This is a genomic window from endosymbiont of Acanthamoeba sp. UWC8, from assembly GCF_000730245.1.
In the GTDB taxonomy this organism is placed as follows: domain Bacteria; phylum Pseudomonadota; class Alphaproteobacteria; order Rickettsiales; family Midichloriaceae; genus Jidaibacter.
The window spans coordinates 690,385-703,304 of record NZ_CP004403.1 but is presented as its reverse complement, the minus strand read 5'-3'; the positions used below and the strand labels follow the sequence as shown (position 1 = coordinate 703,304).

The window sequence follows — 12,920 nt, the reverse complement described above, 5'->3', positions numbered from 1 at the left end:
TTTATAAACTTAGGATTAAGATACTTAATCCTAAGTTTAATTTATAGCCTGCCTTTATAAATTTCTATAATATCCGAAAGAAGTTTTAAAGCTTCGGCTCTTGGTCTTTGGAAAGTATTTCTACCGATGATTGAACCGTTTCCGCCGCCGTCTCGAATAGCTCTTACTTCATTATATACATCTTCGGTAGATTTTGTTGCTCCGCCTGAAAACACCATTAGCCTTCTGCCGTTAAAGGTAGTTTTCACAATATGTGCTATCCTATCTTTTAATTCTTTTATTGAGACGGGGTTTTTCTCGAATGCTTTTTTAGCATTATCTAATTCAATAGCATCAATAGAAGGCTTAACTTTAATGATATGTGCACCGAGTAGTGCTGCAATATGTGCCGCATAAGCTATCACGTCATGAGCCGTTTCTCCATCCTTGGAAACCATGCCTCCTCTTGCATAAGACCAAATTACCGTAGCTAACCCATAAGATTTAGCTTCAGCAGACATTTCCTTAATTTCTTCTATCATATGAAGGGAATGATCCGAGCCCGGGTAAATAGTAAACCCTACAGCTGCACAACCGAGTCTAAGTGCATCTTTAACACTTGCAGTAATACTTTGATCGGGAGCCAAATTTTTATTTAATAGTACATTAGAGCTGTTAACTTTTAATATAAGCGGAATTGCTCCCGCAAAAGTATCGGCTCCTGCTTCAAGCATACCGAGAGGAGCGGCATATGCACTTAAGCCTGCATCAATTGCAAGCTTATAATGATAATGCGGGTCATAAGCTTCCGGGTTTGGTGCAAAGCTTGCTATAGGTCCGTGTTCAAAACCCTGATCAACCGGAAGTATTACCATCCTTCCCGTGCCGCCCAGCTTCCCGGCCATTAATATTCTTGCTATATTTGTTTTAGTTCCGGGGTTATCACTTTCATAATAGGATAAAATTTTTCTAACTTTTTGAGTAGGGTTCATAATAAAATATTACTTAAAAATTATTTATATTAAGCTTTTTTAGAAGATTGAAAATCTAAATGCAATGGTTTTATTAAAACTCTATATTTCAACTTATAAGTTATTGTATTTTTTTAGCTTTATTTAAAGAAAGCAATACGGAAACTAAAATAGATAGGATTATCACTCCAAGGGATAAAGAAGTCGGGATATGAACTCCTTGCACCAGTAAAATCATTTTAGTTCCTATATAAGCTAAAATAACACTTAAGCCGTATTTTAAATAAACAAACTTATGCACTACTTTAGCAAGTAAAAAGTAAAGCGACCTAAGCCCGAGAATAGCAAATATATTAGAGGTAAACACAATAAAAGAATCTTGAGTGATTGCAAGGATGGCAGGAATTGAATCCATGGCAAATATAAGGTCACTTTTTTCAACCAAAATTAATAGTATAAATAAAGGAGTGAATACTCGTTTACCTTTTTCTATTACTACAAATTTATCGCCATGATGCTTATTTGTAACCCTAAGGTAACGTTTTAAGAAATTAATTAACTTATTATCTTCAATTTCCACTTCTTCACTTTTCGAAAAAGCAATTTTATAAGCACTGAATATTAAGAATGCTCCGAATATATAAAATATCCACTGGAAGTGCTGCACTAAATAAATTCCACCCGTGATCATGAGGAATCTCATTACAATTGCGCCTACTATTCCCCAAAAAAGCACTCTATGCTGATATTTAATTTCTACTTTAAAATAATTAAATAATAATACGAATACGAACACATTATCGATACTTAAAGAAAGCTCGACTAAATAACCCGTGATGAACTCCATTGCTTTTTGGCTGCCGGCATAAGCATAAATCAAGCCTCCGAATAAGAAAGCAAGAATCATCCAAAAAATTGTTAAAAAGAATACCTCTTTAAATTTCGGTTCTTTAGGCTTTTTATTTAACACACCGAGATCAATTGCAAGCATAACCAAAACAAAAGCAACAAATCCTACCCAAAAATAAACTGAAAACATTTTATCCACTTTAAACATATATGAACTTTAAGTATAAAATGAACTTTTAAGCTTGTCTATTAAAGATAAGAACTAAACCTAAGACTTTTGCTGAGCCATGATATACTCGGCGCTTTGCATTTCCGTAAGCCTTGATATAGTTCTATCAAATTCAAAGCGGTTTCTGGTACCGTTATAGATCTTCTCAATCGGATTTGCTGCGGAGCATATAAGGCGGGTATGATTCTCATATAAGCAATCAATAAGAGTAATAAACCTTAAAGCTTCATTATGGTTATCATTAGTTAACTCCGGTATATCTTCAATAACTAACGTATTAAAATTTTGCGCAATTTTAAAATAGTCAATCGCGCCAAGCGGCATAAGACATAACTCATTAAAGGTGAAAACAGCTATATTTCCATACGTCCTTTCCAGCTTTAATATTTTATTATCTTCAATAAATAATTCCTTACGCTCTAATTTTTTATTGCCGGTAATAGTGCCGATTATCTCGTTAATTCGGTTTTTCGTTTCTTGATTTAAGGGGGAGAAAAAAAGCTTATCTAAACAGGTTAGTTTATCCAGGCGATAATCTTTAAAATTGTTAAGTTGAAATATTAAAAAATTCTGCTTAATTAAATTTATAAAGGGTACGAATCTTTCTCTTTGCAACCCGTCTTTAAACAACTCTTCAGGATGACGATTAGAGGTAATAACTATAAAGGTTCCTTCGTTAATTATAGCAGTGAATAACCTCTCCACAATCATAGCATCAGCTATGTTATTTACCTGCAACTCATCTAAGCAGATAACTTTGGCTTTTTTTGCAATTTGCTTGGCAAGCATAATTACTTGATCATCACTATTACTTATACTTTGATTTTTAATGCGATATTTATGTAAGGCATTATGAAAATCAAGCATGAATTGATGAAAGTGAATACGCCGTTTATTTTTTAAAATTAAGCTATTATAAAATAAATCCATGATCATGGATTTACCTCTACCTACATCACCGTAAATATATATGCCTTTCTTTTTTTCTTCTTTATTTCGAGAGCCTTTAGAAAAAATTCTTTTTATAAGCGGTTGGTTTTTTGTTTCAAGATAGGTTTTATATTGATCTAATATATTCACCAACTCAAATTGGCCGGGATCGTTTTCTAATCCCTTATCTTTTATAAAATTACTATATAACTCTCTTAAGTTGAATCCCATGGAATTAAGCCAGGTACATGCCGCCGTTAACATGCAGGGTGTTCCCCGTGATATAAGAAGCTTCTTCGGAAGCGAGGAACAGCACTGCATTTGCAATTTCTTTAGGTGTCCCCATTCTTTGCATCGGCACTTTTTGTAATATCTGCTGCTTGACTTCATCTTTTAGAACATCGGTCATAGGAGTTTCAATGAATCCCGGAGCAATACAATTTACCGTAATTCCCCTGGTGGCTGATTCTATGGCAATTGCTTTAGTCATCCCTACTACTCCTGCCTTAGAGGCGCAATAGTTAGCTTGACCGAAATTGCCGGTAAAACCGACTACCGAGGTTATATTAATTATACGGCCGAATCTTCTTTTCATCATTTTCTTTAGGGCTTCTTGATTAAGCTTAAAAGTAGCGGTTAAATTAATCCTGATTACTTCTTCCCATTCTTCATCCTTCATTCGTATAGTAAGATTATCCTTCGTAATTCCCGCATTACAAACTAAGATATCAATACCACCCGTCATTTCTTCAGCCTTATTGAATAAACCGGATAACGAATCGGAGTCACCAAGATTAGCTACCAAATAATTCGCTGAATCCCCTAAGGACTCGCAAGCTTCTTTTAAAGCTTGTTCCCTGGTACCGGTTAAAATTACGCTTGCGCCGGCTTCAACTAAGCTTTTTGCAACTTCTTTGCCTATGCCGCCGCTTGCTCCCGTGACAAGAGCTTTTTTATTATTTAAGCTAAACATCTTTTGTTTCTCCTACTTTAAAAATTCTTCTATATCTTGGAGGGATAATATGCTTAAAGCTTTATACTCAGGAAACATTTTAGTTGCAATAGTGCTTAGCACTTTTCCTGAACCGATCTCTATAAAACGTTCAATTTTATAGTCATTAACTAAAGTGTTCATGGTTTCTCTCCACCTTACTCTTCCGCAAACTTGTTTAACCAAATTTTCTTTTATTTCTACGGTAGATGAATAGGCTTTAACCGAAATGTTAGCTATTATCGGAATGAGGGGTAAATTAATCTCAGATGCTGATAATGCCTGATCCATAATTTTTTCGGCATTTTTCATTAAGTCCGAATGGAACGGAGCACTGACAGGGAGCTTGACAGCTCGCTTTATTCCAAAGATTTTATAGTTTTCTAGAATGTAATTCATTGCTGAGATCTCGCCGCTTAAAACAATTTGCCCGGCGCCGTTATCATTGGCAATATTACAAATTCCGAAATTATTAGCTTCTTTGGAAATGCTTTCAGCTTGTTCTATCTCGGTTCCAAGCAGCGCAACCATGCCGCCTTTTCCGTATGGAACGCTTTCCTGCATTGCATTGCCTCTCGTTCTTAACAGCTGTGCAGTATTGGTTAAGCTGAAAGACTTAGCTGCTGCAAGAGCTGAATATTCTCCTAAGGAATGGCCGGCGCTTGCGGAGATATCTTTTGATATATTTAACTTGCCTTGCTTTTCCAATACTCTCATGACGGCAATTGAAACCGTCATGAGGGCAGGTTGAGTATTTGAAGTCAAGGTTAAGGTTTCCTGATCGCCTTCAAATATAATTTTAGAGAGGTTTTGCTTTAAAGCTTGATCGACTTCCTGGAATACTTCTTTAGCTTCTAAGAATGTATCATAAAGTTCTTTACCCATTCCAATGCTCTGTGAACCTTGGCCGGGAAATAAAAGTGCAGTTCTCATTTCAACCCTTATTCAGTTTTTTTATTCATATCAGGTAACAGCCCGTCTTGCTGTAAGCTCCACAATAAAGAGTAATGACCTTTGTGACTTAAGAGCTCGGTATGAGAGCCGTCTTCAAGTATCTGCCCCCTGTCGAATACGAGGATTCTATCTACATGTAACAATGTTGAAAGTCTATGCGCTATAATAAGAGTAGTTTTCCCTTCCATTAAGTATTTTAAGCTTTCTCTGATCTGTCTTTCCATTACCGAATCCAGGGCTGAAGTTGCTTCATCCATAATTACAATTGGCGCATCTTTTAATATTGCCCGTGCGATTGCTATTCTTTGTCTTTGCCCGCCCGATAGTTTAGTGCCCCTTTCTCCGACGGTAGTATTATATCCTTCATCCAGGCCGAGAATAAACTCATGGCAACCGGCCTTTTTAGCTGCTTCAATTACTTCTTCATCGGTTGCGCGAATATTTCCGTATTTAATATTATCAATTACCGTCCGGTGGAATAAAATCGGATCCTGCGGAATAAATGAAATATTTTTTCTTAAAGATTTAGCGGTAACTTGGGTTATATCCTGATCATCAATGGTAATTTTTCCTGAATCAATCTCATATAATCTTAAAATAAGGTTGGCAAAAGTTGTTTTACCACTGCCTGAAAACCCTACCAGCCCGACTTTTTGTCCCCCCCGTATAGTTAAAGACTGATCATAAAACATATTTTCATTATGACGATACCTGAAGTTAACATTTTCAAACTTAATAGTGCCGTTTTTAACTTTTAATTTGGTTGCATTAGGGACATCAGTAATAGTTACCGGATCTTGGAAGATTCTGAGGGCTTGCTGACAAACTCCAATTTCTCTAATTAGATAAGTCATTTCTTCAGCGGCAACACCCATTTGCGCCATTAAATTTAATGTAGAATTAATTACTAACACCACCTCACCGATCGTGATAATCCCACTACTCCAAAATTTAAAAGTAGTAGAAAATAATACTACCATCCAAAAAATTCCCATCACCCCTAAAACTAATTTAATTATTTCAACATAATGGAGAGTGGCTTTAAGTTTATCTTTTTCATCATCGGAAATTTCATTTATTTTTTCTTCTTCATGTTTGTGATGGGTAAATAATCTTACATTAAGATGATTGCTGATAGTATCGACTATCTTACCCTGTAGATAAGTTCTGGCTTCCGATTGGGTGCGAGAAAGGCTAGCAGCTTTTTTGCACATAAAGAATAAAATAAGTAAATGTAACCCGAGCCAGGTAGACAGCACTAAACATAAATAAGGATTAACCGAAAAGAAAAAGGAGCAGGAGATTATTATTGCAACCAATACCGGGATAAAGATGGTAATTAAAACATCAACCACCATTTGTGCGCCGCGCGGGAGGTCGGATATTCTGTTTGCTATCCCTCCGACATAATTACTAACAAAATAAGCATGTGAGTGCTGGCTCACGTATTTAAAAGCGCTTAATCTGATTGCCGCCTGAAATTTAGGCATGACGGCTGATAATGAGAACCCCCTGATTCGGGATAAAAGCTCAATAACTATCCAAAAACAAAATGCAATAATAATAGGTTTTTTCAGGGCTTCAAATGCACCTTCCATAGAGCCGGAGTAATCAACGAAAGCATCGACTAAATTGCCTGTAACATAAGGCCACACTGTGCTTGAAATTGCATTTACCAGTGAGGTAAGAGTAATAATTATAAAACCGATCGGTTGTTTCTTAATGAAAAACCATAAAAAGTTAAAAAATTTTGTCGGTATTTTATACATCTTTCATGCAATCAGTAAAAAAATAATATTAAAATTTAAAGGCCAACATATACTTTATCAGGCCTATATGCAATAAAATTATAAAATAAATTGACCTTTTTACTACTCTTAGCGCATTATATTAAGTAGACTTAACTCTAAACAATATATGAAAAAAAGCTTATTAGTTTTTTTGTTGATAATAGTGGTATCTCAAGCGGCATATTCTAAAGCTTATGCGTCTTCTTTAAATAAAGATAGTGCAGAAAAGCTGGTGATGGATATGTATGCGGTTCTTTCTACTCAGGATGCTGCTAAAATAAAACGCTTTTTTAGCTATTATGCTGACACTGAAGCAAGGTTTATCTATCAGATAACCGGAGTAGATTCCACCTTGCCTGATAAAACCGAAAGGGGCATTATAAACAGAAGCAGAGAAGAATATATAGCGTATTTGATAAGAATCAGTAAATCCGTACTATCAATTAATTATCAAGCAAAAGTAGATTCTTTTAAGCTGGCTGAAGACGGGTTGTCGGCAGTGGTTTCAATAAGTGTTGATGAGTCCTCAATTACGGTTATACCTGATCGTACCCAGAGAGGAAAGAATCAGAGAGTTAAAGCTAAGGCGGCAACTAACTGCAATATAAGCTTATTGCGTGCTGTAGCTACCCCGATAATCTCAGGAATGAATTGTATTGAAAAAATTATTATAAAATAAGTTTATGAATCTACCGATCATTAATAAAACCCCGCTTGAAATAATCGAACTGAACACCAAAGCTGAAAATAGTTTAAATATGACCAGGTTCATGGCCGAGGTTAAGAAGCTTTATCAGTATGAAGTATTTAAACATATGTTTGATTTAGTTACTACATTATGCATGAAAGGTAGGCTGAGCTTTAATGTGTATGACAGAAGGTTTTTCGAACTTGATGAGGGTAATTGCAGAACAATTGAAGGCAGCTCATTTAATAAGGTTTTAAATAAAATTAAGTCGGAAAAAAATTATGTGATAACAATAAAAAAAATATCCGCTGATGTAATTGTACATGAACTTGCGCATATGTTGGAAGGAGAAGGGGATTTTACTTCTATTCAACCATTTGCGGATAAAATAAGCCTAGATTTAAAAATTCATAATTCAAATAATGTTTCACTGCGAGCCGCTATAAAGCAAATTATGGTTAGTGAGGTGGAAAATTATCCCGCAGCGCATAAAATTTCTGAATGGTTTGCGCGATTTTTTCAGCTGGTAGCTAGTGCAAAGGAAGTAGCGGGGTTTGGTGCTCAATATGGCTATAATATGCAGGAGATATATCAGTTTTTTGATAATACGGTAAAGTTTTTAGCCGGAGATTTTTATAATACTATAAATTCAAAGATTAATTTTAATATTGCAACTAAAAGCAAAGAATATATAAAGCCTTTAGAAGAGATTAAGCCTAAATGGACTGAAACTAAGCATAATTCAATCCATGAGAACCCTAACAAGCCTGCTTGGGGTAGGGCGGTTAAGTCAATAAAAAGCAATCCTTTCGGTTAGAGGGATATATTTGCTGAGGTTTAGCAAGGTTCGTAAAATTCCCAATGAATATCAGGATCTATAGTGTCTTGAAAATTATCTCCATATTTTTCATCAAAATCTTCCATCATTTCTTTTATGGTTAATCGACCCTTGTAAGCCGAAGCTAAATCTTCTTCCCGATATAATAAATTTTCCTTAGATAAAAGTTCTTCAAGGCTACTCGGTTTGTAAGTTTCAATTGCTTTTAACATGGATTCTTCAATTATCTCCGGAGAGAATCTACCGGTACGAAGAAGAAAAGCTTTTACATTGTTAATGACTTCAAGCTCGGATAGGGTATTGATACCGAGAATAATTTCCGACTCTAAAGAAGAATCAAATTCATTATCATTTGCATAAATATTAATATTTGAATTTACATTGATTTTAGCTTCGGTCATTACCAATACCAAATTTTGTTTAATTAAAATTATTATATTCTCCTATAGTAAGATATCTATAATTATTTACATATAATTAATATTTTTACTGAATTTATAATTATGATTTTATTGTCCGTTTTTTGCCACTCACATTTCTTTGTTGTAAAAAGTAAGTTTTATACTACAATTCGGGCTAAAATTTAAGCATTTGGAGCTAAGTATGTCGTTTAAAGTAGCAGTTGTCGGAGCCACGGGTAACGTCGGGAGGGAAATGCTTAAGTGTTTATCTGATAGAGAATTTCCGGTAAATGAAATAGTTGCCCTAGCTTCACAAAAGTCGAGGGGTAAAAAACTTAGCTTCGGAGATGAAATATTAGAAGTTCAAGCTCTTGAAGGTTATGATTTCACGGGAACCGATATTGCGCTCTTTTCCGCAGGTTCTGAGGTAGCAAAAAAATATGCCGATATTGCTGCAAAGAGTGGGTGCATAGTAATTGATAATTCATCTTACTTTAGAATGGATACTGAGGTTCCGCTTATTGTTCCGGAAGTAAACATTGATGATCTAAAAGATTTTCATAAGAAAAATATTATTGCTAATCCTAATTGCTCAATAATTCAGTTGGTTGTTGCGTTGAAGCCATTGCATGCATGTGCGAAAATAAAGCGGGTAATAGTTTCTACCTATCAGTCGGTATCAGGAGCAGGCAAGAACGCAATGGATGAGTTGTTTAGACAAACTAAGGCAAAATATATGAACGCTCATGTTCCGGCAAACGTTTTGCCTAAAAGTATTGCATTTAATATAATCCCTCATATTGATGAATTTGTAGAAGATGATTACACTAGAGAAGAATGGAAAATGCATGACGAAATAAAGAAGATTTTAGATCCCTCTATTCTGCTTTCGGCAACTTGTGTAAGAGTGCCGGTGTTTGTCGGGCATTCGGAATCCGTATATGTAGAGTTTGAAAACAGCATTACCACTGAAGAAGCAAGAGAAGCATTAAATGAAGCCGACGGAGTATTGGTTATAGATAATCCTGAGGATAATCATTATATAACGCCTATAGAAGCTGCAGGCGAAACCGCCGTATTCGTTTCCAGAATAAGAAGAGATCTTACTCACCCTAACGCTCTTAATATGTGGGTAGTTTGTGATAATTTAAGAAAAGGGGCTGCTTTAAATGCTGTACAAATCGCCGAAGAACTTGTACAAAAGTATTTATAATAGATTTTTAAGTTAAATTCGATGAATATCAAAAGCTTAGCTTTTAGAGCAATATTTGTTGCAGCAAATATATTTTCAGTTAATGCTTATAGCCAAGAAGCAAACGATTCTAATATATTACAAGAGTTTGATGATATTATAGGAGAAATCAGCTCTTCTTCAAGCGATAGGAAAATAGAGGAAGTTAAAGTTGTTAAATCCAATCTTACTCGTAAAGTAATTGAAAGCTATTTAGATAAGCAAAGAGATAAACAGGAGCCTATTAAAATTACTCAGGACTTAGGCACTAATTTATCAGGATTGGATTTATCAGGGCTTGATTTCTCTAATGCTCAATTATTAAGGGCAAATTTTGCTAATTCGGTATTAACTGATTGCAACTTTAAAAATGCATATTTGGAAGAATCTGATTTTAGAAACGCAAAGGCTGAAAGAGTTATTTTTGATGAGGCGAGCTTAGCAGTTGCTAATTTTTCCAAAGCTGAACTTAAAAAAGCCAGCTTTAACTCGGTTTATGCTGAAGAAGCTAAATTCTATAAAGCAGATTTGGTAGGAGCAATCGGTAATAAAGCAAATTTTAAAGGTGCTGATTTTGAAGAAGCAGCTTTAAATCATGCCGATTTCTCCTATAGTGATTTTACAGGCAGTGATTTCAGCAACAGCAAAGCATCTGAAGCGAAATTCAAATATGCAACATTATCTAATATACATTTAAAAAATGCCGATTGGCAAAAAACTAACTTATATTCCGCAGATTTATCTAATACTAAAATTAATAACACTAACCTTAGTAACTCGGTTTTATTTTTTGCAAATTTTCAACGCAGCAATATTTTAAAATCAAATTTAACTAAAATATATGGGGAAGCAGCTGATTTTAGCAATTCGATAATTTTAGAAAGTAAGTTCTCTAAATCAAATTTAGAAGATACTATTTTTAAAAATGCCAGTCTGGTTAAGAGCAATTTTACTAAATCTATATTGAATAATGCTGACTTCGGAGGTTCAAATTTAACGGCAATTAACTTATCCGATTCTATTTTAACTAATGCGAAATTGAATAATACTATATTAAAAGACGCTATAATAAATTCAACTTATATGGAAAAAGTAGATTTATCATTTTCTAATTTGTCGGGTGCTCGTATATATAGCAGTAATTTAGATTTAGCTATATTAAACGGCATTAAAGTTGACGGGCTTAAAATAACTAATACTTCTATGCAAAATGTTAAAGGACTTTCTAATCAAAACGCCGAGGCTATTTTAACTAATTCTCAACCAGCATCGCAAGCAGCAGGGAAGGCACCTGCTTCTTAAAGCAGATCGGTTTTATCCTTAAGCCACTTTTTTTCTTCTCGATTTAAATGGGGTGCTATGTTGTTATAGACTTTCTCATGATAATGATTAAGCCAGGTTTTTTCTCCTTCATCGAGTAAATTTACATTAATAAGCTTACTTTCAATCGGGGCTAAGGTAAGAGCCTCAAATTCCAAAAACCCCGGGTATTCGGATTCTTTTACAAGAGCTAAATTTTCAATCCTTATCCCGTATTCACCTTGTTTATAAAATCCCGGTTCAATTGAAGTGATCATACCGGGCTTCAATGCTACATATGAGTGCTTTGCAGGAGATATATTATTCGGTTTTTCATGCACCGATAAAAAATGCCCAACTCCATGCCCGGTGCCGTGCGGATAATTTAAACCATGTTGCCACAGCGGATAACGAGCTAATGCATCTAGCTGAAGCCCGGTGGCGGATACCGGGAAAACAGCTTTTGAAAGGGTGATAAAACCTTTTAGCACCAAAGTAAAATTAGTTGTTTGTTCTTGAGGAGCTTTTCCGAAGCAAGTGACTCTGGTGACATCGGTAGTACAATTCAAATATTGTCCTCCCGAATCAATTAAATATAACCCGTCCCGGTTTAGTTTAAGGCAAGTTCTTGGGGTAGGGTGATAATGAATAATCGCACCGTTTTGTTTAAAAGCTGAAATAGAACCGAAGCTCGGGTATTGAAAATATTTTCCTTCTTTTCGCAGCTCGAGCAATTTTTTAGCTGCCCTCACTTCATTTATTCCATTATCAATATTATGCTCAAGCCAAAATAGGAATTTACAAAGTGCTATGCCGTCTTCAATATGTCCATCTCTAAAGCCCTTGATTTCAACTTTATTTTTACAGGCTTTCAGCATTTGGCAAGGATCTGAAATAGACATGATTTGCTCACGCTCAGCGTTAGCAAAAAACCAGTAAGAACAGGAAGTCAGATCAAAAGCTATTTTTTTGTTACTATTAACTAACTCCAGGTAATATGGTTTTAATTCTTTAAATGTTCTTACCTTGATATTTTTTAGCTGAAAATCTTGGTTGTTTTGATCTAGGAAAAGCTCTAGGTTGCCTTCTTTATCCATAATCAAGTATGATAGTAAAAATGGTGTATAGCTGATATCATCAGCTCTTATATTCAACAGCCAACAAATTGAATCTAATGAGGTGAGCAGTAAATAATCCGCACAATCGGAAAAATTTTCAAGAACCTGTTTAATTTTCTCTTCTCTGCTTAATCCAACAAACTCTAAACCTAATTCAATAATATTACTTTTTTTGGTAATGGTTTATCCAGCCAGATTTCATCAATTAAATTTTTAGTTAATGGAATTAACTCGATATTAAGCTTTTTAGCTAAAGAGCAATAATGATCATATGCTGATTTGGTAAGCAGATTTGGATCAAATCCAAGCTTAGAGCCTTCAATAGAAGTGAAAAATTTAGTATATTCTTCATTTGTCATATTAAATATTTGATAATCATCTCCGAGCTCCGTTTTAGCTTGAATTAAGTAGCGCCCGTCGGTAAAAAAAGCTTTAAATTTATCAGTAATGATACATAGGCCGTTGGAGCCAGTAAAGCCGGTTAGCCACTTTAAGCGCTTTAAATGTTTAGGGAGGTATTCGTTATTAAATTCGTCACTTGAAGGAATGATATAACCGTCAATATCATATGTAGGAAATAACGCTCTTAAATTAAGGATCTTATCTTGCATGGGCTTCCAGGTGCTTAGTAGTTATGTTAAAATTCCATTGA

Annotated in this window: 13 protein-coding genes; 4 read left to right on the top strand and 9 right to left on the bottom strand. The window is 34.9% G+C overall.

Annotation, left to right across the window (positions count from 1 at the left end):
• Positions 1-41: 41 nt before the first annotated feature.
• The 6 genes from I862_RS03440 to I862_RS03415 all read right to left on the bottom strand — a co-directional run bounded on the left by I862_RS03440 (position 42) and on the right by I862_RS03415 (position 6,672).
• Positions 42-971 (bottom strand): class I fructose-bisphosphate aldolase, encoded by a 930-nt coding sequence (locus tag I862_RS03440; protein WP_038538977.1) that lies wholly within the window; start codon positions 969-971, stop codon positions 42-44.
• Positions 972-1,071: 100 nt separating this feature from the next.
• The gene (locus I862_RS03435) at positions 1,072-2,007 is read right to left on the bottom strand and encodes a TerC family protein (RefSeq protein WP_199398826.1); all 936 of its coding nucleotides are present in this window, start codon (positions 2,005-2,007) and stop codon (positions 1,072-1,074) included.
• Positions 2,008-2,067: 60 nt separating this feature from the next.
• On the bottom strand, positions 2,068-3,222 hold the full coding sequence (gene zapE, locus I862_RS03430) for a cell division protein ZapE (protein ID WP_158499260.1): 1,155 nt from the start codon (positions 3,220-3,222) through the stop codon (positions 2,068-2,070).
• A complete protein-coding gene (fabG, locus tag I862_RS03425) occupies positions 3,194-3,931 on the bottom strand; it encodes a 3-oxoacyl-[acyl-carrier-protein] reductase (RefSeq protein WP_038538975.1) in 738 nt (245 codons plus the stop codon). The genes zapE and fabG overlap by 29 nt, the downstream gene beginning before the upstream one ends.
• 12 nt (positions 3,932-3,943) lie before the next feature.
• Entirely contained in the window at positions 3,944-4,882 is a 939-nt protein-coding gene (gene fabD, locus I862_RS03420; RefSeq protein ID WP_038538973.1) for an ACP S-malonyltransferase, read from the bottom strand.
• Positions 4,883-4,890: 8 nt separating this feature from the next.
• Positions 4,891-6,672 carry an ABC transporter ATP-binding protein gene (locus I862_RS03415; RefSeq protein WP_038538971.1) on the bottom strand — a complete coding sequence of 594 codons (1,782 nt, stop codon included), beginning with the start codon at positions 6,670-6,672 and terminating at the stop codon, positions 4,891-4,893.
• Positions 6,673-6,820: 148 nt separating this feature from the next.
• On the opposite strand from I862_RS03415, the gene I862_RS03410 reads away from it, so the two are divergent.
• Both I862_RS03410 and I862_RS03405 read left to right on the top strand, forming a co-directional pair.
• Positions 6,821-7,372 (top strand): hypothetical protein, encoded by a 552-nt coding sequence (locus I862_RS03410; RefSeq protein WP_038538969.1) that lies wholly within the window; start codon positions 6,821-6,823, stop codon positions 7,370-7,372.
• 4 nt (positions 7,373-7,376) lie between these two features.
• Positions 7,377-8,198, top strand: coding sequence for a WD_0702 family putative metalloprotease (locus I862_RS03405; protein ID WP_038538967.1), 822 nt, complete (start codon positions 7,377-7,379; stop codon positions 8,196-8,198).
• A gap of 20 nt (positions 8,199-8,218) precedes the next feature.
• Here I862_RS03405 and I862_RS03400 read toward each other — a convergent pair whose 3' ends face one another.
• A complete protein-coding gene (locus I862_RS03400; RefSeq protein WP_038538965.1) occupies positions 8,219-8,620 on the bottom strand; it encodes a hypothetical protein in 402 nt (133 codons plus the stop codon).
• Positions 8,621-8,822: 202 nt separating this feature from the next.
• Here I862_RS03400 and I862_RS03395 point away from each other — a divergent pair, with 202 nt between their 5' ends.
• Both I862_RS03395 and I862_RS03390 read left to right on the top strand, forming a co-directional pair.
• A complete protein-coding gene (locus I862_RS03395; RefSeq protein WP_038538963.1) occupies positions 8,823-9,833 on the top strand; it encodes an aspartate-semialdehyde dehydrogenase in 1,011 nt (336 codons plus the stop codon).
• A 21-nt stretch (positions 9,834-9,854) separates the two neighbouring features.
• Entirely contained in the window at positions 9,855-11,153 is a 1,299-nt protein-coding gene (locus tag I862_RS03390; protein WP_038538961.1) for a pentapeptide repeat-containing protein, read from the top strand.
• Here I862_RS03390 and I862_RS03385 read toward each other — a convergent pair.
• Both I862_RS03385 and I862_RS08260 read right to left on the bottom strand, forming a co-directional pair.
• Positions 11,150-12,382 (bottom strand): aminopeptidase family protein P, encoded by a 1,233-nt coding sequence (locus I862_RS03385; protein WP_233485259.1) that lies wholly within the window; start codon positions 12,380-12,382, stop codon positions 11,150-11,152. The two genes, I862_RS03390 and I862_RS03385, sit on opposite strands and share 4 nt — an antisense overlap.
• A gap of 35 nt (positions 12,383-12,417) precedes the next feature.
• Positions 12,418-12,879 carry an aminopeptidase P family N-terminal domain-containing protein gene (locus tag I862_RS08260; protein WP_038538959.1) on the bottom strand — a complete coding sequence of 154 codons (462 nt, stop codon included), beginning with the start codon at positions 12,877-12,879 and terminating at the stop codon, positions 12,418-12,420.
• Positions 12,880-12,920 lie beyond the last annotated feature (41 nt).